24 protein-coding genes are annotated in these 24,749 nt (G+C 62.4%); 9 read left to right on the top strand and 15 right to left on the bottom strand.

The genetic code is table 11. The annotated features are described in order from the left end of the window. Positions 1–1,447 (bottom strand): 2-oxoacid:acceptor oxidoreductase subunit alpha (locus ACOVQ0_RS14915; protein ID WP_421886049.1); only part of this gene is annotated, 1,447 nt, incomplete at its 3' end. Between the two features lie 204 nt (positions 1,448–1,651). Between ACOVQ0_RS14915 and ACOVQ0_RS14910 the strand changes: the two genes are divergently transcribed. After that, positions 1,652–2,605, top strand: coding sequence for an alpha/beta hydrolase (locus ACOVQ0_RS14910; RefSeq protein ID WP_421886045.1), 954 nt, complete (start codon positions 1,652–1,654; stop codon positions 2,603–2,605). Continuing rightward, complete coding sequence (locus tag ACOVQ0_RS14905; RefSeq protein WP_421886042.1) at positions 2,602–3,087, top strand: RNA pyrophosphohydrolase; 486 nt, start codon at positions 2,602–2,604, stop codon at positions 3,085–3,087. Before ACOVQ0_RS14910 ends, ACOVQ0_RS14905 begins: the two co-directional genes overlap by 4 nt. A 14-nt stretch (positions 3,088–3,101) precedes the next feature. On the opposite strand, the gene ACOVQ0_RS14900 is transcribed toward ACOVQ0_RS14905, so the two are convergent. From ACOVQ0_RS14900 to ACOVQ0_RS14880, 5 genes are all read right to left on the bottom strand, one after another. Further along, a complete protein-coding gene (locus tag ACOVQ0_RS14900) occupies positions 3,102–3,608 on the bottom strand; it encodes a tetratricopeptide repeat protein (protein ID WP_421886039.1) in 507 nt (168 codons plus the stop codon). A gap of 54 nt (positions 3,609–3,662) precedes the next feature. Then, on the bottom strand, positions 3,663–4,850 hold the full coding sequence (locus ACOVQ0_RS14895) for an RsmB/NOP family class I SAM-dependent RNA methyltransferase (protein ID WP_421886037.1): 1,188 nt from the start codon (positions 4,848–4,850) through the stop codon (positions 3,663–3,665). 10 nt (positions 4,851–4,860) lie between these two features. After that, positions 4,861–6,318: an IMP dehydrogenase gene (gene guaB / locus ACOVQ0_RS14890; RefSeq protein ID WP_421886034.1), complete on the bottom strand. Its 1,458-nt coding sequence runs from the start codon at positions 6,316–6,318 to the stop codon at positions 4,861–4,863. A gap of 71 nt (positions 6,319–6,389) precedes the next feature. Next, entirely contained in the window at positions 6,390–7,901 is a 1,512-nt protein-coding gene (locus tag ACOVQ0_RS14885; protein ID WP_421886031.1) for a M28 family metallopeptidase, read from the bottom strand. A 148-nt stretch (positions 7,902–8,049) separates the two neighbouring features. Continuing rightward, positions 8,050–8,835: a 3-hydroxybutyrate dehydrogenase gene (locus ACOVQ0_RS14880; RefSeq protein ID WP_421886029.1), complete on the bottom strand. Its 786-nt coding sequence runs from the start codon at positions 8,833–8,835 to the stop codon at positions 8,050–8,052. A 96-nt stretch (positions 8,836–8,931) separates the two neighbouring features. On the opposite strand from ACOVQ0_RS14880, the gene ACOVQ0_RS14875 reads away from it, so the two are divergent. Next, complete coding sequence (locus ACOVQ0_RS14875; RefSeq protein WP_421886026.1) at positions 8,932–9,798, top strand: neutral zinc metallopeptidase; 867 nt, start codon at positions 8,932–8,934, stop codon at positions 9,796–9,798. A gap of 167 nt (positions 9,799–9,965) precedes the next feature. Next, positions 9,966–10,532 carry a hypothetical protein gene (locus tag ACOVQ0_RS14870; RefSeq protein WP_421886023.1) on the top strand — a complete coding sequence of 189 codons (567 nt, stop codon included), beginning with the start codon at positions 9,966–9,968 and terminating at the stop codon, positions 10,530–10,532. On the opposite strand, the gene ACOVQ0_RS14865 is transcribed toward ACOVQ0_RS14870, so the two are convergent. The 4 genes from ACOVQ0_RS14865 to sdhC all read right to left on the bottom strand — a co-directional run bounded on the left by ACOVQ0_RS14865 (position 10,533) and on the right by sdhC (position 13,950). Further along, complete coding sequence (locus ACOVQ0_RS14865; RefSeq protein ID WP_421886021.1) at positions 10,533–11,150, bottom strand: hypothetical protein; 618 nt, start codon at positions 11,148–11,150, stop codon at positions 10,533–10,535. Positions 11,151–11,286: 136 nt separating this feature from the next. Then, positions 11,287–13,098: a succinate dehydrogenase flavoprotein subunit gene (gene sdhA / locus ACOVQ0_RS14860; protein WP_421886018.1), complete on the bottom strand. Its 1,812-nt coding sequence runs from the start codon at positions 13,096–13,098 to the stop codon at positions 11,287–11,289. A gap of 3 nt (positions 13,099–13,101) precedes the next feature. After that, positions 13,102–13,485, bottom strand: coding sequence for a succinate dehydrogenase, hydrophobic membrane anchor protein (gene sdhD / locus ACOVQ0_RS14855; RefSeq protein WP_421886014.1), 384 nt, complete (start codon positions 13,483–13,485; stop codon positions 13,102–13,104). Positions 13,486–13,524: 39 nt separating this feature from the next. Beyond that, positions 13,525–13,950: a succinate dehydrogenase, cytochrome b556 subunit gene (sdhC, locus tag ACOVQ0_RS14850; protein ID WP_421886011.1), complete on the bottom strand. Its 426-nt coding sequence runs from the start codon at positions 13,948–13,950 to the stop codon at positions 13,525–13,527. Positions 13,951–14,117: 167 nt separating this feature from the next. Here sdhC and bla point away from each other — a divergent pair, with 167 nt between their 5' ends. From bla to ACOVQ0_RS14835, 3 genes are all read left to right on the top strand, one after another. Beyond that, positions 14,118–14,978: a subclass B3 metallo-beta-lactamase gene (bla, locus tag ACOVQ0_RS14845; protein ID WP_421886008.1), complete on the top strand. Its 861-nt coding sequence runs from the start codon at positions 14,118–14,120 to the stop codon at positions 14,976–14,978. Beyond that, a complete protein-coding gene (locus tag ACOVQ0_RS14840; protein WP_421886005.1) occupies positions 14,975–15,931 on the top strand; it encodes a 50S ribosomal protein L11 methyltransferase in 957 nt (318 codons plus the stop codon). The genes bla and ACOVQ0_RS14840 overlap by 4 nt, the downstream gene beginning before the upstream one ends. A 222-nt stretch (positions 15,932–16,153) precedes the next feature. Continuing rightward, on the top strand, positions 16,154–16,951 hold the full coding sequence (locus tag ACOVQ0_RS14835; RefSeq protein ID WP_421886002.1) for an enoyl-CoA hydratase/isomerase family protein: 798 nt from the start codon (positions 16,154–16,156) through the stop codon (positions 16,949–16,951). Here ACOVQ0_RS14835 and ACOVQ0_RS14830 read toward each other — a convergent pair. From ACOVQ0_RS14830 to recN, 4 genes are all read right to left on the bottom strand, one after another. Continuing rightward, on the bottom strand, positions 16,936–17,439 hold the full coding sequence (locus ACOVQ0_RS14830) for a CinA family protein (protein ID WP_421885999.1): 504 nt from the start codon (positions 17,437–17,439) through the stop codon (positions 16,936–16,938). The two genes, ACOVQ0_RS14835 and ACOVQ0_RS14830, sit on opposite strands and share 16 nt — an antisense overlap. 4 nt (positions 17,440–17,443) lie before the next feature. Then, positions 17,444–19,564 (bottom strand): NAD-dependent DNA ligase LigA, encoded by a 2,121-nt coding sequence (gene ligA / locus ACOVQ0_RS14825; protein WP_421885997.1) that lies wholly within the window; start codon positions 19,562–19,564, stop codon positions 17,444–17,446. Between the two features lie 403 nt (positions 19,565–19,967). Then, the gene (locus tag ACOVQ0_RS14820) at positions 19,968–20,348 is read right to left on the bottom strand and encodes a putative quinol monooxygenase (RefSeq protein WP_421885994.1); all 381 of its coding nucleotides are present in this window, start codon (positions 20,346–20,348) and stop codon (positions 19,968–19,970) included. Further along, a complete protein-coding gene (gene recN, locus ACOVQ0_RS14815) occupies positions 20,348–22,012 on the bottom strand; it encodes a DNA repair protein RecN (protein ID WP_421885991.1) in 1,665 nt (554 codons plus the stop codon). The genes ACOVQ0_RS14820 and recN overlap by 1 nt, the downstream gene beginning before the upstream one ends. Positions 22,013–22,157: 145 nt before the next feature. Between recN and ACOVQ0_RS14810 the strand changes: the two genes are divergently transcribed. Together ACOVQ0_RS14810 and ACOVQ0_RS14805 are read left to right on the top strand one after the other, a co-directional pair. Beyond that, positions 22,158–23,069: a UDP-2,3-diacylglucosamine diphosphatase gene (locus tag ACOVQ0_RS14810; protein WP_421885988.1), complete on the top strand. Its 912-nt coding sequence runs from the start codon at positions 22,158–22,160 to the stop codon at positions 23,067–23,069. Next, positions 23,066–24,130, top strand: a complete 1,065-nt coding sequence (locus ACOVQ0_RS14805) for a glycosyltransferase family 4 protein (RefSeq protein WP_421885985.1) — start codon at positions 23,066–23,068, stop codon at positions 24,128–24,130. Before ACOVQ0_RS14810 ends, ACOVQ0_RS14805 begins: the two co-directional genes overlap by 4 nt. A gap of 78 nt (positions 24,131–24,208) precedes the next feature. Here ACOVQ0_RS14805 and trxA read toward each other — a convergent pair whose 3' ends face one another. Then, a complete protein-coding gene (gene trxA, locus ACOVQ0_RS14800; protein WP_421885982.1) occupies positions 24,209–24,529 on the bottom strand; it encodes a thioredoxin in 321 nt (106 codons plus the stop codon). Between the last annotated feature and the right edge of the window lie 220 nt (positions 24,530–24,749).

The raw sequence follows: 24,749 nt of genomic DNA, 5'->3' as shown, positions 1-24,749 counted from the left end.
TTTCGATGCCGCCGATGCGGTGCATCAGGCCGGGCGTGCCGGGCTTGATCCACGGGCGTGCGCCCTTTTCATCGCGGGCGAACGGCAGCAATTCACCGTTCGGACCGTTCTTTTCGCCCAGGAACGTGGCGGGGAACGGCTTGAAGCTTTCCGGATCGGGCACCTTCCACGGCTCAGCCGCGTTGGCGATATAGCCATCGGTCAGGACCATGACCGGGGTCATGTATTCCACGGCGATGCGGCAGGCCTCGATAGCCACTTCGAAACAGTCAGACGGACTGCGCGCCGAGATGACAGGCATCGGAGCATCGCCATTGCGGCCGTAAACCGCCTGATAAAGATCCGACTGCTCGGTCTTGGTCGGCAAGCCCGTGGACGGACCACCGCGCTGCGAATTGACGATGACCAGCGGCAGCTCGGTCATGATCGCAAGGCCCATCGCCTCACCCTTGAGTGCGATACCGGGGCCGGACGAAGACGTTACGCCAAGCTGGCCCGCATAGCTTGCACCGATGGCCGAAGCGATTGCGGCAATCTCGTCTTCCGCCTGGAAGGTGGTGACGCCATATTCCTTGAGCCGGGCAAGGTTGTGCAGGATCGCCGAAGCGGGCGTGATCGGATAGCCGCCGAAGAACATCGGCAGTTCCGCAAGCTGCGCACCGGCAACAAGGCCAAGGCTGATCGCCTCAGCACCCGTAACCGTGCGATAGAGGCCCGGCTCGCTTTCGACCGGAGCGATGTGATACTGCTTGAGCGGCCCGGCCAGTTCAGCCGTTTCGCCGTAAGCATGGCCAGCGTTCAGCGCAGCGATGTTTGCCTCGGCCAGAACCGGGTTCTTCGCGAACTTCGCGTTCAGCCAATCGATCAGCGGCTGCCGGTCACGGTCGAACATCCACAGGGCAAGGCCCAGCGTCCACATGTTCTTGCAACGCAGCGCTTCCTTGTTGCCAAGGCCGAAGGGCTTCACCGCTTCAAGCGTGAGCGCCGAGATATCGAATGCGAGGAGTTGCCACTTTTCAAGGCTGCCATCCTCAAGCGGGTTGACCTCGTACTTGGCCTTTTCAAGGTTGCGCTTGTTGAACTCGCCCGTGTCGGCAATGATCAGGCCACCCACCTTCAGCGCGCCGACATTGGTCTTCAGCGCCGCAGGGTTCATCGCAACGAGCACGTCAGGCTGATCGCCGGCCGTGTCGATCTCGGTCGATCCGAAATTGATCTGGAAGGCAGAGACGCCGAATAGGGTGCCTTGCGGCGCGCGGATTTCCGCCGGAAAGTCCGGGAATGTCGCAAGATCGTTCCCCGCAAGCGCGGTGGAAAGCGTGAACTGACCGCCGGTCAGCTGCATACCGTCGCCCGAGTCACCAGCGAAGCGCACAACCACCGCTTCGGGGGTCGGGGTTTCTTTGCCGCCCGTCAGCGCGTCCGGTCCATCAACAAGTGTAGCCATATCGTCCTCTGCTGCGCGCCGGGAATTTCACCCGATGCTGAAACGCGCCTATGCCCCTCTCGCTTCCTTCGCAAAGAAGAAAATCTGCGCGTGACGAAAAATCCTCCTGCGCTCTTGATTCCGAACGAGCTTGCCCGTCAAGTTGCAAACGCAAACCTACTGCGATGTTTATAACGAATCCTGTCACGGGAGCGAGGACCTGTCATGACCGAGACCACTGCCCATTACGTGCGACCAGATGTGCAGGCCTTTCTGGCCTTCCTCAACGGCACCGATGCCCCTCCGATGAGCCAGCTTGGACTGGAAGCGGCACGCGCCAGCTATATCGCGATGGGGCAACTGGCCGAAGCAGAGCCGCGCGAACTGGCGATTATCCGCGATCTGGCTTGCCCCGGCCCGGCAGGTGATATTCCGCTACGGCTTTATGATCTGCGCGAAACCCGCGAGCCTGGCCCGGCGGTAGTGTTCTTCCACGGCGGCGGCTTTGTGATCGGTGATCTGGAAAGCCACCACAGCCTTTGCACCGAAATCGCGGCAGAACTCGACATGCCAGTGATCGCGGTCGACTATCGCCTTGCCCCCGAACACCCCTTCCCCGCCGCGCCCGATGATTGCGAAGCCGCAGCGCGTTGGATCGCTGCCAATTCGACGGTGCTGGGCCGCGAGATCACCGGCCTGATCCCGATGGGCGACTCGGCGGGCGGGAACCTGACCATCGTGGTCACTCAGGCGTTGACCGAACAGCCTGCCGCCGTGCCGGTGGTCATGCAAGTACCGGTCTACCCGCTGTCCGACGACAAGCCCGATCACAAGTCGTTTCTCGATTTCGCCGATGGCTTTTTGCTAACGGCAGATTCGATGCAATGGTTTGCACAGGCCTATCAGGCGGTTACTGGCCACAAACGGGCCTACCCAATCTATGGCGACCATTCGACGACACCGCCAACAGTGCTAGTGACGGCAGGCCTTGATCCGATTCGCGATAGTGGACGGGTCTACGGTGCGGAACTGATCCGTTCCGGTGCCGAAGTTGTGTTCCTTGAAATGAAAGGGACGATTCACGGTTTTACCCAGGTGCGCAAGGCCATCCCAAGCGCGCAGGACGATATGCAGTCGATCTTCAAGGCCGTGCGACTGTTGCTGGAAAGGTTGAAATGAACGACGAATTTGCCGGGCTTCCCTATCGTCCCTGCGTTGGTGTGATGCTTGTGAACAGCGCCGGGCGCGTGTTCGTGGGCAAGCGGATCGACAACAAGGAGGGGGACGCCTGGCAGATGCCGCAGGGCGGGATCGACGAAGGCGAGGAACTTCATCCCGCCGCGCTGCGCGAACTGGAAGAAGAAACCGGTGTGCCACCGCACCTCGTGACGATCATCGCGGAAAGCCGCGAGGAACACCTTTACGATCTGCCCGACTTCCTGATGGGCAAGCTATGGGGCGGCAAATATCGCGGCCAGCGGCAGAAGTGGCTGCTGATGCGCTTTGCCGGAGAGGACGCCGACATCAATCTGGACGCGCACGAACATGCCGAGTTCGAAGCGTGGAAGTGGGTTGAACCGGAACTGCTGCCTGACCTGATCGTGCCGTTCAAGAAGCGCGTCTATCGGCAAGTGGTCGAAGAATTTCGCGGGCTGATCTGATTGCTGGCGGCGTTTCAGTTATTCTCGATCTTCGGCTCTGCCGTAACCGCCTCAGCCGAAAGTACCTTGGGCGCAGGACCGCGTGAGATCGCCGCGGAAAGTTCCGCAGTTTCAGCACAGCCCTTGCCGCACAGGCCCTCGAGACGCGTCAGGTTGCGCTTGGCCTTTTCGACCGCACCCTTTTCAACCATCGCGCCGCCTTCGCCCGAAATGGCAACCACGTTGTTGGGTTCGCGCGAGAGAACCTCGCGGTAATAGTGGATCGCCTTGCCTTGCAATCCATCGCGGCGCGCGGCGTCGGCAAGGCCGAGAAGCGCGGCACTGCTGGCAGGATCAATCACCAGCGCCGTTTCGAAACTGTCGGTAGCCGTGCCAGCGTCGCCCTTGGCCAGCGCGGCGCGCCCTTCCTTGATCAGCGCTTCAACGCGCGGGTTAGCAGGAGCCGAACTCCTCGCCACGCCCATGCTTCCGGTCACGCCGACAACCAGCGACAGGGCAAGGGCAACGGGGGCGTAACGCATCAGCAACTCCTTGAGCCGGAGACGATCACTGGATGAACCGGCCTGCATGACGCTTCAATTAACACGCCGGACGAGCGTTGCGAAGAAAAACCCGTCTGTCCCGTCCCGAAAGGGCACGAGCTGCCATCCCCGGCCATGCTCACGGCCCGCAGGAAGCGGCGGCAAGGCCACATCCCAGCCCGGATTGGCCGCAAGGAAGGCGTCGATGCGGTCTTTCCCTTCCGCATCGAGCAACGAGCAGACCACATACGTCAGCCGCCCGCCGGGACGCACCAGACTTGCTCCAACGCCAAGGACATTGGCCTGCATTGCGCAATAGCGATCGACCGCTTTCGCATCGAGCCGCCAGCGCGCTTCGGGATTGCGCCGCCATGTGCCGGTGCCCGAACAGGGTGCATCGATCATTACCGCATCAGCCTTGCCACACCAGTCGGCCAGCATTTCGATCTCTTGCGCCGGGTTGAGCAAGCGCGTTTCAGCCAGCACGCCCGCCCGCTTTGCGCGATCAGGCAGGCGCGAAAGACGCGCCCGGTCGATATCGCAGGCGAGCAGATGGCCGGTGTTGGCCATCGCCGCCCCCAGCGCCAAGGTCTTGCCACCGGCGCCCGCACAAAGGTCGACCACCGCTTCGCCGGGCTGCACGCCCAGCGCCATGCAGGTTATTTGGCTACCCGCATCCTGCACTTCGAACAGACCTTCGGCAAATTCGGGCCAGCTTTCCGCTGCCGCGCCCGAAGGAAGGCGCAGGGCGTGCGGCGCAACGACAGTTTGCGATTCCACCGGCAACCTTGCGCGCAGATCGTCGCGCGTGATCTTGAGCGTGTTTGCCCGGATATCGAGCGGTGCGCGGCCCAACAACGAACCTTGCGCTTCGGCATCAAGGCCTGACGCGCTCAACCGATCAACCAGCCATGCCGATGCGATACCGCCATCGGCCATAGCCTCCCCCGCCTCGATCGGCGCAGGGCCATAATTGGAGCCATCGAACAGCGCGGCCAGCGCGGGATCGTCCGCCGCCAATCGCAACATCGCGGCACGTCCGGTCGCGGGAACGGGCCCGCAGGCCCGGATCGCGCTCCACACCAGTTCGCGAATGGCGCGACGATCTTTCGAGCCGACATACCGCCTTGCGCGAAACCACTCCGCCGCAATCCGGTCTGCCGAGGCACCCTGCCCCCGCGCCGCCGCAATCACCGCATCAAGCAGGTCAATCGCGGCCTGAACGCGCGCGGATGGGGTCACTTGGGCAGCCTCAGCCCGCCTTGTAGTTCGGCGCCTCGCGCGTGATCGTCACGTCATGAACGTGGCTTTCGCGCAGGCCCGCATTGGTGATGCGCACGAATTGCCCGCGCTTGCGCAGGTCTTCGATCGTGCGGCTACCGGTATAACCCATCGCGGCCTTCACGCCGCCGACAAGCTGGTGAACCACATCCTTGGCCGGCCCCTTGTAGGGCACCTGGCCTTCGATACCTTCGGGCACCAGCTTCATCTGGTCCTTGATGTCCTGCTGGAAATAGCGGTCCGCACTGCCGCGCGCCATCGCGCCGACCGAACCCATGCCGCGATAGGACTTGTAGGCGCGGCCCTGATACAGGAACGTCTCGCCCGGTGCTTCTTCGGTGCCTGCCAGCATTGAACCGATCATGACAGAGCTTGCACCTGCAGCCAGTGCCTTGGCCGCATCGCCCGACGTGCGCAAACCGCCATCCGCAATTACGGGAACGCCCGACTTTTCGGCTTCCTCCGCGCATTCCATCACAGCGGTAAGCTGTGGCACGCCCACGCCCGCAACGATGCGCGTGGTGCAGATCGAACCCGGCCCGATGCCGACCTTCACGCCATCTGCGCCTGCGTCAATCAGTGAGCGCGTGGCTCCTGCCGTGGCAACATTGCCCGCAATCACTTGCACCGAATTCGACAGCTTCTTTGCTGCCTCCACCGCACGCGCCACATCGCGGTTATGGCCGTGCGCGGTGTCGATGATCACGACGTCGCATTCGGCTTCGATCAGCGCTTGCGTGCGAGCAAGCCCCTTTTCGCCAACAGTCGTTGCAGCGGCAACGCGCAGTCGACCGGCTGCATCCTTGGTCGCATCGGGGAAGGTCACGGCCTTTTCGATATCCTTCACCGTGATCAGGCCGATGCAGTGGAAAGAATCGTCCACCACCAGCAACTTTTCGATCCGGCGCTGGTGCAGCAGGCGGCGTGCCTCGTCACCGCTCGTGCCCAGCTTTACCGTGGCGAGATTTTCGTGCGTCATCAGTTCGCGCACCGGCTGCAGCGGATTGTCGGCAAAGCGAACATCGCGGTTGGTCAGAATGCCGACGAGACGGCCGGAAGCCTCAACCACCGGGATGCCGCTGATCTTGTTGGCACGCATAATCGCGTTGGCCTCGCCCAGAGTGGCATCGGGCGAAATGGTGATCGGGTTGACGACCATACCGCTTTCAAAACGCTTTACCGCGCGCACCGCAGCGCACTGCTCCTCGATCGAAAGGTTGCGGTGAAGCACGCCGATGCCGCCAAGCTGCGCCATGACAATCGCCATGTCTGCTTCTGTCACGGTATCCATTGCCGAGGACACGACCGGAATGTTCAGACTGATTCCGCGGGTCAATCGCGTGCGGGTATCGGCCATCGAAGGCACAATGTCCGACTCGGCAGGACGCAGCAGCACGTCGTCGAAGGTAAGGCCGAGAGGGATATCCATGATGCGCGCCACTTCCAAAAGGTCCGGGGTAGATTCGTGGCGGCCCATGTAAACAGGAAGGCGCGGCTGCGCTAGGGGGTTTGGCCCCGCTTTTGAACCACCGCCGAAGCCTTCGCCGGATAGCGCTTTGTGTCGGCAAAAGCGCGCACCAGTTCTACCTGCAAATTCACATCGTCTGCCATGCCCGAATAGTCGATAGCCGTTCCCGCTTCATCACCGGGCCGGTGATAGGTATCTTCCATGAAGCGTTCGATCCGATCCATGTTGCCATAGCTTCCGCTGACCATGACCGTGGGCACGTCATGCTGCATCAACACCCACGAATCCTGCCGCTTGATGTAGGCATTGGCCCCCTCACCCACTGCCAGCTTCCGCTTCATCCGCCGCACGACATCGGCGATCAGTGGGTCAAGCCGTGTCATCCCCTTGCCCACCACGCCGATGGGGCCGCCTGCAGGCACAAGGCCGGTACTATCGACATTGAAGGCCGCAACGAAGCGATCAAGCGGGATCGGTGGGTTTTCGGCAAAGGCCATTGCACCAAGCAGGCCAAGTTCCTCGCCGGTAGTGGCAAGGAAATAGACATCGCGATCAAGTGGCTTGCCTTTGGCCAGGACACGCGCAGCTTCGGTAACGACAGCAAGCCCGGAAGCATTGTCTATCGCGCCATTGCAGATCAGATCCTCGGCGGGCGCCGAAGCGCATTCGCCGAAATGATCCCAATGTGCCATCACCAACACGGCACCCGCTGCCGGATTCCGACCGGCCAGACGTCCGATCAGATTGTGGGTCTTGATCCGCGTTTCATCGCTGGTCGCTTCGAACGTGCCGGTAATGCCTAGGGAATAGGGCGTAAACCGTTGCCCATTTGCGTCGCCGCGCAGCTTTGCCACAGTGGGATGCGCGGTTCCGGCCAGCAGAAGTTCGGTGGTGGCGGGCGAGACAAAAGCCTCAATCTCGTTGCCCAAACTGTCACCCGAAACCGCATAGCCAGCCCGTCGTCGCCGTGCGACCACATCCTCAAGCCCACGATCCCCGTCGAGCACGGTCAGCACGCCCAGCGCCCCGGCATCAAGCAGCCGCCCTGCCCTGTCGCCCACATCGGCGGCAGCCATTCCGGCAGGCAGGCTGTCAAGCATCACGGCGACCCGCCCCGCCAGTTCCGCTCGTCCCACCGCGCCGCCAGTGCCGTGGCCAACGAAGAGCAGCGGCGCATCCTGAACAAGGCTGCGCAAACCCGATGTTACCACGAACACACTGTCGGTCGGCAACGCCACACGCTTCTTCCCGCGCACGAATGTGGCGCGCGACAGCACCGGTTCACGCTCGACAAGCTCCACCGGCGCAAACCAGCCCGATCCGGGAATATTGGTTCCGGCCTCCAGACCGATGTCGAACCACTGCCGCGCCAGATATCGCAGCGTCTTCGTTTCACCGTCAGTGCCCGGTTCGCGCCCGCCGAAATCGTCGCTCGCCAGCGTCTCAACGTGCGCTTTCAGTGCGATTTCCAGAGGTGTCAGACGTTTGGGCGCTGCGGAAAGGGCGCCGTGCAGGAGCGCGCCTACAAGCAGCCCCCCCGTCACAGCACTCCGCCATACCCCCACACGCTTCATCGCCAACCCCAAACGCCTTGTCGCAGCCCCTTGCTCTCAAAAGCCGGGGCGCGGCGCAAGTTCCCAATTGCAGGTGCGAAGATGAACAGGGCTTTACACAAAGGCGCAGTAACGCCCGTTATTGCGCAACCCACCCCCCATCGACATTGTAGTTTGCCCCGGTGATATTGCGCGCTTCATCCCGGCACAGGAACAGCGCCAACGCCGCCAACTCATCGGGCTGAACGAACTGTTTGCTGGGCTGACGTTCGAGCATAACGTCGTTGATCACCTGTTCGCGCGTCATCCCGCGCGCCTTCATCGTATCGGGGATCTGGTTCTCCACCAGCGGCGTCCAGACATAGCCGGGGCTGATACAGTTCGCGGTAACCCCCTGCGTAGCCAGTTCCAGCGCCAGAGTCTTCGTCAGTCCCGCAATGCCGTGCTTGGCCGAAACATAGGCTGCCTTGAACGGTGAGGCCGTGAGCGAATGGGCAGACGCCGTAAACAGGATGCGCCCCCAGCCCTTGGTCTTCATGCCGGGAATGCACAGTCGGCAGGCATCGAAAGCGGACGTCAGGTTCAGCGCGATGATTGCGTCCCATTTCTCGACCGGAAATTCATCAACCGGGGCAACATGCTGCATCCCGGCGTTGTTGATGAGAATATCCACCGCGCCAAATTCGGCGAGTGCCGCCGCCACCATCGCTTCGGTGCCTTCACGCTTCGTCAGATCGCCTGCGGCAAAAATCGCACGCCCTCCGCTGGTTGGAGCCAGTTCCTCGCACAACGCCGCAATCTGATCGGCTTCACCGAAGCCATTCAGCACCACATTGGCCCCTTCAGCCGCCAGCGCACGTGCATAGGCGAGGCCAATGCCAGAGGTAGAACCGGTAACAAGCGCGCACTTGCCCTTCAGGAACATTCGATTACTCCGGGGTTTGTGGATGGGTTGATCGCACTGGCATTGCGGGCTGTTTCCCGCTTGTCCAGTCGCAAGTGTAAAAAGAGGGGTAAGCCGATGCGGCTCGACGATTTCGACAGTTCCATCAATGTCGAAGACCAGCGTGGCGGCGGCGGGCGGTTCCCGCTGGGCGGCGGCGGAAAGCTGGGCTGTGGCTCGATCGTGATCGCGCTGATCGCGGCAGTGGTCTTCGGGGTCGATCCCGCACAGATGCTCGGAACGCTGGAACAGGTTCAGAATCAGGCCCCGAGCCAGCAACAGCAGCAGGGCGGCACCAGCCTTGCCGAAAGCTGCTCCGCCAACGAATTCAGCCGCGAAAGCTGCAATGCGCTATCGTCGCTCAACAAGACTTGGACGCCGTTGTTCGCGCAAGCCAATATCGCGTTCGAAACACCCAAGCTGGTGTTCTATTCTCAGAACGGCAATTCGGGCTGCGGCGCGGCGCAAAGCGCGATGGGGCCGTTCTATTGCCCCGCTGACAACGGCATCTACATCGATACCGATTTCTACACGCAGATGGACCAGCAGATGGGCGCTGGCGGCGATTTCGCCCGCGTCTATGTGATGGCGCATGAATATGGCCACCACATCCAGAACGTGCTCGGCACGTCATCGCAGATGCGCCAGATGCAGCAGCGCAGCCCCAGTCAGGCCAACCGCCTGTCGGTTGCGCTGGAACTTCAGGCCGATTGTTATGCCGGGGTCTGGGCTGGTCGCAACCGCGACCGGATCGAGGCTGGCGATATCGAGGAAGGGATGCGCGCCGCGCACCAGATTGGTGACGATACGCTGATGAAAGCCGCTGGCCGCCGCCCTGTTGAAGAAGGCTTCACCCACGGCAGTTCAGCACAGCGCATGGAATGGCTGCGGCGCGGGCTGGAAACGGCGGACGAGGATCAGTGCGACACGTTCAAGGCGCTCTGACCATCGTTACAACAATTCACGGAACCGAAAGGCAGGGCGTGGCGTAGTTGAGGCAAAAGGGGATTACCATTATGCTTCGCTACGCCCTCCGGTTCGCAACCATCCTGCCTTGCACCATCGCGCTGGCGGCTCCCGCCTTGGCGCAAACTGCTGTATCGCAAGAAAAAGTGACGGCCGGCGATGTCGTCACCAAGCCGCTCAGCGATCTCAACATCAAGAAAGACGAGGTTCCCGAAATCCTCGTCACCGCGCGCGACAAGCCCTATGATCTGACCGGCCTCAAGCGCTGCCCGGCCATCTCCGCCGCCATTGCCAATCTCGACGAAGTGCTGGGTGACGATATCGATGTGGCGCGCGACGATGGCAACGCCACCATCGATATGGGCAATCTGGCCAAGTCCGTCGTCGGATCACTGATTCCGTTCGGCGGCGTCATTCGCGAAATCAGCGGCGCCAATGCACAGCAGCGCAAATGGCAGGAAGCAATCTACGCCGGGTCCGTTCGCCGTGCCTATCTGAAAGGCGTAGGCCAACAGCGCGGCTGCGCTTACCCCGCCCGCGCAGCGACAGCGAAGGATGCAGCTGCAGTCCACGCCGCGCGCGATGCAGCGAAAGCCAAGGAAAAGAACGACAAGGACGACGACAAGGACAAGTCCAAATCAGCCAAGGCCAAATCGGGCAAGGATCAACCGGTCAGCTACGTCAGCAAACCGGTTGTCCAGCGCGCCCAGTAATCAGCCCTTCGCCTGCAGCTTTGCAATTTCCGCGTCCAGTTCCTGTAGAACCTCCCGGCGCACCTCGTCAGAAAGCGCTGTATTTTCCGCAATCGCCTCGCGAGCAGACCTGATTCCCTTGATTGCCTGCGTCATGGCGTCACGCTCGATCTTGCCCGCGTCAACAATGGTGTCCACACCGTGTTCGCCATCGCGCATCACGATCACGCGGTGTTTCAGGTGACGATCTGATAGCCCAGCGACTGGAGGGATTGGAGGAACTGGCGGGACGTCCCGCTCGGCCCGAGCAATCCGGCGCTCAAACTCCTCGTCCGACAGCGGATGATCGGTCCTGAACATGAAGGTCTTGCCATCGCGCGTGACCGTGCGGACGTGCTCCGTCCCGCCCTTTTCCCCATGCCGTTCCACGATCACAACCCGCGTTCCCGGCCTGGTCATCAACTGAACGTCCGGCGCTCGCGGCGGCGTGGGCGGTGTAGGCGGTGCCACAGCCGCTGGCGGTTCCGGCGGGGCTGGCGGCATTGGCGGCGCAACTTGCGCCACGGCACCCGCCGCCATCACCAGCACGCCGGTGCCAACCAGCGCGCCCAGCGCCACAATCCTCTTGTCGAACGTCATCACATTGCCTCCCCGGCAGTCCAGCCTCGGTGGCCAGAAACAATGATGCCGGAGTATCGCTACCCCGGCATCATCGCATGTCATGATCGACCAACCGCTGGCCACGCTGGACCAGCGCAAGGGGCCATCGAAGGCGTCAGTAAACGCGCTTCTTGGGCTTGATGTATTCCACATCGTCGGTCAGCGTGAATTCGTGGACCGGGCGATAGTCGATGCGGACCTCGCCACCCTTGCCACCCCAGCCGTTGAACCAGGTTGCGGTGTGCTTCATCCACTCGGCATCGTTGCGATCAGGGAAATCCTCATGCGCGTGGGCGCCGCGGCTTTCCTTGCGGTTGTGCGCCGAATGCATCGTCACGCTCGCCTGGCTGATCAGGTTGTCCAGTTCCAGCGTTTCCACCAGATCCGAGTTCCAGATCAGCGAACGGTCGGAAACGTGGATGTCTTCCATGCGCTTGTAGGTTTCGGCCAGCTTGACCTTGCCTTCCGCCATCAGTTCGTCGGTGCGGAACACTGCGGCGTGAGCCGACATCGTGCGCTGCATTTCAGTACGAACTTCTGCCGTGGGCGAGCCGCCCTTGGCATTGCGGAAGTGATCGAGACGCGTGAGCGACAGGTCCGCGCTGTCAGCGGGAAGCGAGTTGTGCGCAGTGCCGGGCTTGATCAGTTCCTTCAGGCGCAGGCCGGTTGCGCGGCCAAACACCACAAGGTCGATCAGCGAGTTGGAACCGAGGCGGTTTGCACCGTGGACCGAAACGCAAGCCGCCTCACCCACTGCGAACAGGCCCGGAACGATGGTTTCGGGGTTGCCATCGGCACCGATGGTAACGACTTCGCCGTGATAGTTCGTCGGAATGCCGCCCATGTTATAGTGGACGGTCGGAACCACCGGCAGCGGCTGGCGGGTCAGGTCGACACCGGCAAAGATCTTGCCGCTTTCGGTGATGCCCGGCAGACGTTCGGCCAGAACCTTCTGGTCAATGTGATCGAGGTGCAGGAAGATGTGGTCCTTGTGCGGACCAACACCGCGCCCTTCGCGGATTTCCATCGCCATCGAACGCGAAACCACGTCGCGCGATGCCAGATCCTTCGCCGAGGGAGCATAACGCTCCATGAAGCGTTCGCCCTCGGAGTTGGTCAGATAACCACCCTCGCCACGCGCGCCTTCGGTGATCAGAACGCCCGCGCCGTAGATACCGGTTGGGTGGAACTGCACGAATTCCATGTCCTGCAGCGGAAGCCCCGCGCGCAGCACCATGCCGCCGCCGTCACCCGTGCAGGTGTGGGCCGACGTCGCGGTGAAGTACGAACGGCCATAGCCGCCGGTTGCCAGCACAACAGCGTGGCTGCGGAAGCGGTGGATCGAACCATCGTCCATGCACAATGCGATCACGCCACGGCATTCGCCGTTTTCCATGATCAGGTCGATGGCGAAGTATTCGATGAAAAAGTCGGCATCATACTTCAGGCTCTGCTGATAGAGCGCATGAAGCATGGCGTGGCCGGTACGGTCGGCAGCGGCGCAGGTGCGCTGAACCGGAGGGCCTTCGCCCATGTTCTGCATGTGGCCGCCGAACGGGCGCTGATAGATCGTGCCTTCCGGGTTGCGGCTGAACGGCACACCGGCGTGCTCCAGTTCGTAAACCGCAGCAGGTGCTTCGCGCACCATGTATTCGATCGCATCCTGATCGCCCAGCCAGTCAGACCCCTTTACGGTGTCGTACATGTGCCAGGTCCAGTGGTCGGGCGAATTGTTGCCGAGCGAGGCAGCAATGCCGCCCTGTGCCGCAACGGTGTGCGAGCGCGTCGGGAAAACCTTGGTGATGCAGGCGGTGCGCAGACCGGCTTGGGCCGAACCCATCGTTGCGCGCAGGCCCGAACCGCCCGCACCCACGACAACAGTGTCATAGGTATGGTCGATGATCTTGTAGGCAGGCTGTGTCGTCATGTCTTATGCGCCCCCGAGCGCAATGCGCAGAACCGAAAGGATGCCGAAGGCGGCTGCCGCGAAGGGCACGATATTGACCAGCAGCCATGCCGCGATCTTGCCGCCCTCTTCGTGGACGTAATCTTCAAGCATGACCTGCACGCCCATGCGAGCATGGGTGAACGTGTTGATCATCGTCAGGATCAGCGCGATCGACGGCAGCGGACGTGCAACCCAGCCGCGCACCGTGGCGTAGCTGTAGTCCGGCAGCAGCGCGAGGCTGACGACGATGAAAGTGATAAGGACAAGGTTGCCCACAGCCGTAAGCCGTGCAGTGAGCCAGTGGTGCGCGCCTTCGTGGGCAGAACCCAGCCCGCGAACCCGACCGATGGAGGTGCCGTTACCCATGATGGTAGCCTCTCTATGCTATGCGATCCGTGCCGGCGCTCAGCGCAGCAGCACGAAAGCCCAGAATGCGATGGTGAAGAGGATCGCGAAAACGATCGTCAGGCTCGACCAACGCGCGTTGGTTTCCAGTTCGTAGCCTGCACCGATATCAAGGATCAGATGGCGGATGCCAGAAGCTGCGTGCTGGAAGAAGGCCCAGGTCAGGCCGACCAGCACCACCTTGCCGAGGATCGAGGTAACGGCCTGAAGACCGCCATCGGTGCCAAGCCACACCCAATCAAGAAAGGTCTGGTAGGCCTCAGCCCCGCTCGCCAGCGCGCCGATCCACCACAACAGCAGACCAAGGCCACCAAAAGCGAGTCCGTTGCCGGTGATGCGATGCAGGATCGAAACCAGCATGGCCGGTCCCCAGCGCCAGATCTGGAGATGCGGAGAAATCGGCCGTGCCTTGCGCGTCTGCGCCATGAACATACCCCCTCGACTAGGTACAGCGGTCGCGGACGTCCGCGACAGGATTGCCAAGTCCTATTAGTCGAAAAGACCCAGCGCGCAAGCGTATGCGGGATGTAAAAAAGGACAGTCGGTTTCAGGCCGGTTGCACTGGTCAATCGGGGTGCCTAGACGGTCGGATCATGAGCATTGTCCTTGCAGTTCTGGCCGCAGCAGCAGCCACCTCGCCCGCCCCTGCCGATCCACGGGCCGCGCAGGAGATCGTCCGCCAGTGCGAAGGCAAGGAGGACTTTTCCGACCCCGCCCCGCCAGCGCGCATCTTTGGCAACACCTGGTTTGTCGGCACGTGCACGGTTTCGGTGTTGCTGGTGACCGGCCCCGAAAAGCATGTGCTGGTAGATGCAGGCATGGAAGATGCCGTGCCGCAGGTTCTGGCGAATGTCCGCAAGCTCGGCTTTGATCCCAAGGACATCGGCCTCATCGTATCGAGCCACGAACACTTCGATCACGTCGGCGGCCTCGCCGCGCTGCAAAAAGCCACCGGCGCAAGGTTCGTCGCCACCGCCGCAGCCGCAAAAGTCATCAGCTCCGGCAAGATCAGCCCCGCCGATCCGCAGGCCCAGGAAATCCCCGGCTCACCCAAGGCCCGGGTCGATCACATCGTGCGCACCGGCGACGTCATGAGCCTCGGCCCGCTGCGCCTCACCGCATTCGCCACCCCCGGCCATACCGAAGGCTCGACAAGCTGGTACTGGAAATCCTGCGAGGGCACCGATTGCCGCACGGTGACCTATATCGATAGTCTGACCGCATTGCCGCTCGGCACCTATCGCTTCGCCGATCATCCAGATCGTGTCGCCATGTTCCGCAGCACATTCGCACAAGTAGAGGCGCTGGAATGCGGCATCCTCCTGACCCCGCATCCTTCTGCCAGCGCGATGTTCGAACGGATGAGCGGCACGCAACCACTCGCCGATCCCGCTGCCTGCAAGACTCTTGCCGCCGGCGCGCGTGACCGTCTGGAAAAGGCGCTGACCAAGTGAGCTGGAAAGTCACCGTCTTCGCCCGGCGCGATATCGTTCAGGCGGCCCTCATCGCGCATGAGGATGCGTGGGACTGGGATCCAGAAATCGTCATCGCGGGCAGTGAAATCGCCGAAGACAAGCCGGAGGACTGGCAACTCGAGGCGTGGCTCGATCGCAAGCCGACCAAGGCGGACCAGAAGGCCATCACGAACCTGTTCGAAGGCACAGCGCCAAAGCTGAACATCGAGCAGTTGCCCGACGAAGACTGGGTGACGCTGAGCCAGCAGGGCGTCGAGCCGATCCGTGAAGGTGTGTTTTACGTTCACACACCGGAGTATCCACCCCTTGCCCAGCCAGGCGTGCGCGATTTCGTGATCCCCGCAAGCCAGGCTTTCGGCACCGGCCAGCACGCGACGACCGCAGGCTGCCTTGCCATGTTGAGCTACATGAAGCAGCAGGGTGTGCGCGTGCGCAACCTTGCCGATATCGGCACCGGCACTGGGCTGCTTGCCTTCGCCGGGCTGCATCTGTGGCCCACCGCCCGCGCCATCGCCAGCGATATCGATGCGGTCTGCGGCCCGGTGGTGGCTGAAAACGCCGCCAACAACGATGTGCCGTTAGGCGACGGGTCGGGCCGCATGGCGATGGTGATCGCACCCGGCATGGACCATGCGCTGCTGGAAGCCGCCGGACCATACGACCTGCTGATCGCCAATATTCTTGCCGGACCGCTGGTAGAACTCGCCCCCGCCTTTGCCCGTGCCGTGGTACCGGGTGGCTCGGTGCTGCTGGCGGGCCTGCTTGAAACGCAAGAAGCGACAGTGCGCGCGGCCTATCGCAGGGCGGGTTTGCGGCTCGCGGCGCGGATGGTGCGGGGCGATTGGTCGATCCTTTGGCTGCGTTGCCGTGGCGGTGGGCGAGTTCGATCGAGTCGCGTCGGCCAGTTGCCCGAATGGTCGAAGCCGTGGTGAAACGTTCAGATTCACGCTCACAAATCTGAACAGGTTTACACAGTTTACACGGTCCTGAAAAAAGACATTGATGCCCAGTACGAATTGTTTGGTGACGTGCGAAACAGCGCAGGGGCAGGCGATTTCCATCCGCAAACCATGCCTTTTCGTGGCCGTGTAGGAAAATGGTTTGCTCAGCCCACCTCACCCGCTTAATCATTCGATTAAATCGGGAGGTGCAGGATGAGCTACCAGACTTTCACCATCGAAAAGCGCGGAGCAGCAGACTGGTTGACGCTCAACCGGCCCGAAGTGCTGAACGCGATCTCGCTGCAGATGGTTCAGGAGCTTTCAGACTACTTCGGCAAGCTCTTTCACGACCGCGGCACGCGCGTTGTCATAATGCGCGGCGCGGGCAAGGCCTTCTGCGCCGGGCTGGATATAAAAGAACGTGCCGAAAACCGTGACGAAGTGCCCTTCGCAGGCGGGTTCGGATTTCAGGGCCTGCTCGCGGATGTCTATATCAGGATGCGACGTTGTCCGCAGCCGATCGTGAGCCTTGTTCACGGAGCAGCCTGCGGTGGCGGCTTTTCCTTCGTGCTGGCGTCCGACATTCGGATCGCGGGCGAAAGTGCGAAGATGAACGCCGCCTATATCAAGCTGGGCCTGTCCGCCTGCGACATGGGTTGCAGCTATTTCCTGCCCCGCCTCGTCGGCACTTCGGTCGCCAGCGAACTCATGCTGACGGGACGCTTCATCCACGCCCCGCGTGCGCTGGCCACAGGCCTTGTTTCCGAGGTTGTGCCGGACGCCCAGCTTGAAGCCGCCGGCGAAAGCTATGTCGAAGACCTGCTTGCTGCTTCGCCAATGGGGCTGAGGATGACCAAGGAGGGGCTGAACCTTGCCATCGACGCACCAAGCCTTGAAGCCGCGATGGCTATCGAAAACCGCAACCAGTTGATGACATCGGCCAGTCCGAACTTTCGCGAGGGAATGCAGGCCTTTCTGGAAAAGCGGAAGCCGAACTACGTGCCGGAGTGAACGAACAGCGTATCGCGCAAGAGCATCAGTGCGCGCTGCGTGAAGGTCTGCATGTTTTCCAGCCTGTCGTTGCTATCGGTCACGATCAAGACTGACGCTTCGATGCTGTCAGGACCGACCACACCCACCGCGCTGGTGCCGGACGCGACGCCGAGCGGGTGGGCGCTGCCGCCCGATGCGCCGGTTTCGGCAATGCCCCAATCGGCGCCGTAACGTTCGCGGATCAGCCGGGCTTGTGCGAGGGCATAGTCCTCCTTTGCAGACGTGTATCCGCGCAACGAGCCTGGCGGGTGGCCAAGCACGATCCGCCGTCCCTTGAGCGTGTAGATCACGCCGCCGCCGAGATAGAACGCCGACGCGCCGGGCATGGCCAGAAGGCTTGCCGAGATCAGGCCGCCGGTGGAGCCATCCACGACAGCGATGGTTTGCCCGCGCGCCTTGAGCAGGGCACCCGCTTCAGCGGCAATGCTAGCCAGCGCCACGAGCATCGGCTTACCCCGCCTGCCTGACGATTTCGGCCCAGGCCGCTTCGTCGATCACATCGATGCCAAGCGCCGCTGCCTGTTTCAGCTTCGATCCTGCCCCCGGCCCGGCCACCACCAGATCGGTCTTGGCGGAAACGGAACCGGCCGCCCGCGCGCCCAGCGCTTCGGCTTGGGCCTTGGCTTCGTCGCGGCTCATGGTTTCGAGCTTGCCGGTAAAGACGATGGTTTTGCCAGCGACGGCACTGTCTTTGGTTTCGATGACATATGGTGGCGGCGAAACTTCTGAGAGCAGGTCTTCCCAGACGGCAATGTTGTGGGGTTCGTGGAAGAAATCGCCCAGCGCCTCGACGACGACAGGGCCGACGCCGTCGATCGAGAGAAGGTCGTCGACAGAGCCTTGTTGGCATTCCGACCCCTCCACCAGCTTCGCTGGTCCCCCTCCCCGTTCCGGGGAGGAATGGGCAAGTTCTGCCGCATCCCGCAGCGCTGGCAACGTAACGAAGCGCTTCATCAAATCACGCGCCGTCACCGCACCGACGTGGCGAATTCCGAGGCCGAACAGCAGCCGTGCGGCGTCGGGTTCGCGCTTGGCTTCGATAGCTGCCAACAGGTTGTCCACAGACTTGTCCTTCCAGCCTTCGCGCCCGACAATCTCGCTGCGGCGTTTGCGCAGACGGAAGATGTCGGCGGGGCTTTCCAGCCAGCCAAGCTGGAAGAACTCGACTATGGTCTTCTCGCCCAGCCCTTCGATATCGAGAGCCGCGCGGCTGACGAAGTGCTTGAGCCGTTCCACCCGCTGCGCCGGACAAATCAGGCCGCCGGTGCAGCGCACATCGACCTCGCCCTCTTCGGCGACAGCTTCCGACTGGCATTCAGGACAATGGTCAGGAAAATTATAGGGTTCGCGCGACTCGTCGCGCGTGAGGTTTTCAACGACCTGCGGTATCACGTCGCCCGCACGCTGGAGCACGATCCGGTCTCCCACGCGCACGCCAAGGCGACCGATCTCGTCGCGGTTGTGCAGCGTTACGTTCGTAACGGTGACGCCACCAACAAGCACCGGCTTGAGACGTCCAACAGGAGTCAACTTGCCGGTGCGGCCGACCTGAATGTCGATAGCCTCAAGCGTGGTTTCGGCACGTTCCGCAGGGAATTTGTGCGCAATGCCCCAGCGTGGGGCTTTGGCGACGAAGCCGAGGCGGTCCTGCCAGTCTAGCCGGTCGACCTTGTAGACCACGCCATCGATATCATAGGGCAGATCGGCACGCGCAGTGCCGATATTGCGGTAGTGCGCGACCATTTCCGCCGCCGAAGAGCAACGCACCAGCAGCGGCGAGACGGGAACGCCCCATTCCTCGATCTTGCGCATCATCTCGTACTGACTGGACGCGGGCACTTCGCTCGCCGCGCCCCATCCGTGGGCGAGGAAGCGCAAGGGGCGGCTTGCGGTGACGCTGGCGTCCTTCTGTCGCAGCGATCCGGCGGCAGCGTTGCGCGGGTTGGCGAAGATCTTGTCACCGCTCTCGGCCTGCCGGGCGTTGAGCGCGAGGAAATCGTCCTTGGCCATATAGACCTCGCCACGGATTTCGAAGACGGCGGGGATGTCGAACAGCCCTGCGCCTTTCAATTCCTGCGGAATATCGGCGATGTGCGCGACATTGGCCGTCACGTCTTCCCCCACCTGCCCGTCCCCGCGCGTGGCGGCGCGGACCAGCCTGCCGTTTTCGTATCGCAAGGAGCAGGACAGGCCATCGATCTTGTCTTCGGCGGTCATCACCACTTCGGCATCGTCTGGCAGAGCAAGAAAGCGGCGGACGCGGGCGACGAAATCTTCCACTTCCTCGTCAGTAAAGGCGTTGTCGAGGCTCATCATCCGAACCTCGTGCGACACCTTGCGCAAGGGCGAGGCAGCGACCTCATGGCCGACTTGCGCGCTGGGGCTGTCGGGCCGGATCAGGTGGGGATAGGCGGCTTCAAGCTCGGCATTGCGGCGGACAAGCGCATCGTATTCCGCGTCCGAAATCTCGGGCGAGTCTTCGGCATGGTAGAGCCGGTTATGCTTGGCGATCTGCCTGGCCAGCCGCATGAGTTCGTTGGCGGCATCGGCTTCGGTAAGTTCGGAAGTCATTTAGATGAACATGCCTCGATGTAAGCAAACAGCATAACAAGTCCCCACGTTCACTTAGGGGCCCACCAAAGCATGGGGTGGGTGAATATGAGGATCGCTGAATTGAGTCCAACCCAACCAAGCCCTCGCCAACGGTCTTCAACGCCACCAAAATAGCGCATGAACCGACCGAAATTCCACCATCCCAACGGTAACGCGATCAATGACCATGCAATGACCCAAATGAATTCAGGCCTTAGCTTCTCCGAGAAGACAGTGCTTATAACCGTCGCCCCGAAGATCAAAACAACCATGCCCCATGCAATGCATCCCAACGTGCTGATGCCCCAAGCGAGCGCAACAACAGGCATTGCTAAGGTGTCCAAGCCCGCACGAATTGTGGCCCTGGATGGAAAACCCACCTTCAAGGCTTCCCACCCACCCGCTCCACCTCGGCCCTCGCCCCAAACCCTGCGATGATCGGGCGGGCCTTGCGGATAGCTTCCTGCACTTGGGGCAGCGCGAGGCTGGCCTTGTGCGAGGCTTCGTCACGCCAGACTTCGGTGATCCACACGCTGTTCTCGTCGCCCTTGTCGCGCCATATCTCGTAGGCAAGGTTGCCGGGCATGTCCTGCGAGCCTTCGCCGAGGTAGGCGATCAGTTCCTCCCGCTTGCCGGGGGCGGACATCATCTGGCCGATGATCGCATAGACGTTTTCGGGTTCGACCTCTTCCATCGCCAGACCTTTCCTTGAAACGAGAAGCGCGGCACCTGCGCCGACAAGCACCGTGCGGCGAGCGAGCATCACGCCTTTTCCAGCAGGCGATCCGCCTGCGCGCGCGCCTCTGCCGTCACTTCCGCGCCGGAGAGCATCCGCGCGATTTCCTCCTTGCGCGCGGCGGCATCGAGCAGGCCCACCGACGTGCGCGTGACGGTGCCTTCCGAGGACTTGGCGATCATGTAGTGCCGGTCCCCCCGCGCGGCCACTTGCGGGCTGTGCGTGACGGCAAGAAGTTGCCCGTTGCTGGCCAGACGCGACAGGCGATCGCCGATAGCGCTGGCCACCGCGCCGCCCACGCCGCGGTCGATCTCGTCGAAGATGATCGTGGCCGCCCCACCCTCTTCGGCCCGCGCCACCTTGAGCGCGAGGATGAAACGCGAAAGTTCGCCACCAGAAGCGATCTTGCCCAGCGGCGCGAAGTCTGCGCCCGGATTGGTCGATATCAGAAACTCCACCGCATCAATGCCGCCCGCGCCCCAGCGATCTTCGGGCAGACGCAGCACGGCAGTGTGGAACTTGGCGGCATCGAGCTTAAGCGGCGCGAGTTCTGCCGCTACCGCCTTGTCGAGCCGGCGCGCGGCTTCGGCGCGCATGACCGACAGCGTTTCGGCCTTGGCCTGATAATCCAGCGCGGCTTCGCGGGCAGCGCGTTCCAGCCCGGCGATCTGGGCTTCACCGCCTTCGATGGCATCGAGCGCAGCGCGCATTTCGTGCATCTTGTGCGGCAGTTCATCCACCGTGCAGCCGTGTTTGCGGGCGGCGGCGCGCAAGTCGAACAGGCGCGTTTCGATCCGATCAAGCAGCGCGGGATCGTGGGCCAGTGCTTCGGCTGCGCGGGCGAGTTTGTCCTCGGCCTCGCCCGCCTCGATCACTGCACGATCAAGCGCTTCCAATGCTTCGGCCAGCATCGGGTGTTCGCTCGCAATACGATCAAGACGGCGTGCGGCGCTGCGCAGGGTGGCGAGCGCGGAATCCGAACCTTCCCAAAGACGCTGCAATTCCGCCAGATCGCCAGAAAGCCGCTCACCTTTCTGCATGTCGGCGCGCTGGCCAGCCAGTTCGTCTTCCTCGCCTGCCACCGGCTGCAGCGCGTTGAGTTCGGCAAGGTGAGCGAACAGCAAATCCTGCTCCTCCGCCGCTTTGGCCACACGAGCCTGCGCGGTTTCGAGCGCGTCTTCGGCTTTGCGCCACTTTGTCCAAGCCGCTTCCACGCCCGCCACATCAGCCCCGGCATAGCGATCCAGCAGGGCGCGGTGGCCGCGCGCATTCACCAGACCGCGATCATCGTGCTGGCCGTGGAGTTCGACAAGACTACGCGCCAGTTCGCGCAGCAGGGCAACGCCAACCGGTTGGTCGTTGACGAAAGCCTTCGAGCCACCATCGGCCTTCAGGCGGCGTTTGACGATCAGCGGTTCTCCCGGCTCCACATCGACTTCTGCTTCGGCCAAAGCGTGGCGGATCGCATCGGGCACTCGATTGAACTCGAAAGTGGCAATAACGCTGGCCTGATCTTCGCCTGCGCGGACAAGGCCACTGTCAGCCCTGTCTCCCAGAACCAGCCCCAGCGCATCGAGCAGGATCGATTTGCCCGCACCCGTTTCACCCGTGAGCACGCCCAGCCCACCGGCGAAAGACAGGTCTAGCGCTTCGATGAGTACGACGTTGCGGATCGAAAGGCTGGTGAGCATCGCGTGATTCTCTAGCGCCTCAAATCCCGCCCGTCACCATCGGACATCACCATTCGTTCTACACTTGTTTCATCGAGGTTACACAGTGCCACACAGGCGCAACGCGAATCCGTCAATCAAGCCTCACATCGAAAGAGGTGCGCTCATGGCTACCAATGCCAAGCATGACGGCAAGACCCCGTTCAAATCCGCCGCAGAACTCGTGTCCTCGATTCCCGCATGGCTCGATCTGCCAGAACCGCGCGGATTCAGGCCCAAGCGGAAATACCGGACGGTATGGATTTCCGATGTCCACCTCGGCACGCGTGGTTGCAACGCCGCAATGCTGCTGGACTTCCTCTCGGCTATCGAATGCGAGACGCTCTATCTTGTGGGCGATATCGTTGACGGCTGGCGACTGAGCAAGGGTTGGTACTGGCCCGATGCTCACAACGAAGTGGTGCGCCGCATCCTCAAGATGGCGCATCGCGGCACGCGCGTCATCCTGATCGCGGGCAACCACGACGAGATGCTGCGCCCCTATGCGGGCATGAGCTTTGGCGGCGTGGAACTGGCGCTGGATACGATCCACGAAACCGCCGATGGCCGCCGTCTGCTGGTGACGCATGGCGACGGGTTCGATGGCGTGGTGCTCTATGCCCGCTGGCTCGCCTTTCTGGGCGACAAGGCCTATTCGGTGCTGCTGCGGGCGAATGTGTGGGTCAACATGATCCGCCGCCAGTTCAAGATGCCCTACTGGTCGCTCTCTTCCTACCTGAAGAAGCGGGTCAAGAACGCGGTCCAGTTCGTCTGCGATTTCGAGGAAGCCGTGGCCCATGCCGCGCGCGACATGGGCGTTGATGGGGTGGTTTGCGGGCACATCCACTGCGCCGAAATCCGCCAGATCGGCGACATCACCTATTACAACGACGGCGACTGGGTGGAGAGCTGCACGGCGCTGGTCGAAGATCAGGTGGGCCAGATCAGCATCCTTGACTGGGCCGATGAAACGCGCCGCGCGGCGGCAGTCAAAGCCGCGCTCAAACCCATTCCCGCGCTTGAGGAGGAACCGGCATGAGAATCGCAATCTGCACCGATGCCTGGCATCCGCAAGTCAATGGCGTGGTCCGTACGCTTTCCGCAACGGTAGACCGCCTCACATCGCGCGGGCACGAGGTCGAACTGATCACACCGGGCCAGTTCCGCACCCTGCCCCTGCCCGGTTACAGCGAAATCCGGCTGGCAATGGCGCCGCGTTTCGGCACACGCCGCACGCTGGCCGATTTCCGGCCCGATGTGGTTCACATCGCCACCGAAGGTCCGATTGGCTGGAGCGCGCGAAGCTGGTGTAAGACAAACGGGGTTCCGTTCACCAGCGCATTCCACACGCGCTTTCCCGAATATGCGGCGGTTCGAACAGGATTGAGCGCGGATCACTTCTGGCCGCTGATGCGCCGGTTCCACGGGGCGAGCCGTGCGGTTCTGGTGTCAACGCCGACGCTGGCGGGTGAACTGGCCGCGCAGGGCATTCGGCACACCCGGCTGTGGACGCGCGGCATCGACCGTGCGCTGTTCCGCCCCGGCCACGAACCGCTGGCCACGCTCGCCGACCTGCCGCGCCCCATCATGCTGAATGTCGGGCGCGTGGCGATTGAAAAGAACCTGACCGCGTTTCTCGATGCCGAAGTGCCCGGAACCAAGGTCGTCGTTGGCAACGGGCCGGATCTGGCGCGTCTGAAAGCCGCCTATCCGCAGGTTCAGTTCGTTGGAGCGCTACATGGCGAGGATCTTGCGAGCGCATATGCCGCCGCCGATGTTTTCGTTTTCCCCAGCCGCACCGACACGTTCGGGCTGGTGATGATCGAAGCGCTCGCCTGCGGGCTGCCGGTTGCGGCGTTCCCGGTGCCGGGTCCGCTCGATATCATTGGCAAGACTGGCTATGGTCCGCAGGGCGATCTGCCAATGCGGATCGGTGCGCTGGAAGACGATCTTGCGCTGGCCATCCACAAAGCCCTGCGCTGCGACCGCACGGGCGCTGCCGTCCAGGGTGCACGCTACAACTGGGATCGTGCGACCGACGAATTTCTGGCGGCGGTCAGCGAAGCCATGCAGCCGGTGCGGGAAACGGAACTGGCCTGATTTTTGGCGACATGTTCTGTAAAAACACCGAGGCCCCCGCCTTCGCGGGGGCGCAAGGTGTGCCGCTGATACCAGCGATCAGAGAACGCTTTCCAGCCAGCCTTTGAGCTGGCTCTTGGGAGCTGCGCCCAGCTTTTGCGCCACAGGCTGGCCGTCCTTGAACAAGATCAGCAGCGGGATCGACTGCACGCCGAACTGGCTGGCGATGTCGGTGTTTTCCATGATGTCCACCTTGGCGACCTCAACCTTGTCAGCGAGTTCTTCCGAGATTTCTTCGAGTGCGGGCGCGATCATCTTGCACGGGCCGCACCAGTCTGCCCAGAAATCGACGAGAACAGGCTTGCTGCTGCCCAGAACTTCGCTGGCAAAAGTGGCGTCGGTTACGGCCTTGGTCGACATTTCGATGAACTCCTGTTTGGTTGAGTGCAATCTAGGCACTGCGCGGCGCGGTGCAACCGATCAGCCGGACAAGGATTCCTGAACCCCTGCGAGGCGCAGCTTTTGCGCGGCGATCACATCATCGGGCAGCACGAACAATTCCGGGGTGTGGGTATAGAGCAGTGCGGCCTCAACCGGCAGGCCGGGATGGATCGCTTCCAGCGCGGCGACATAGGCTGCC

It is taken from the genome of Novosphingobium sp., assembly GCF_049240505.1.
Taxonomy (GTDB): Bacteria; Pseudomonadota; Alphaproteobacteria; order Sphingomonadales; family Sphingomonadaceae; genus Novosphingobium.
The sequence above is the reverse complement of the archived record's forward strand: the minus strand, read 5'-3'. Positions and strand labels throughout refer to the sequence as shown.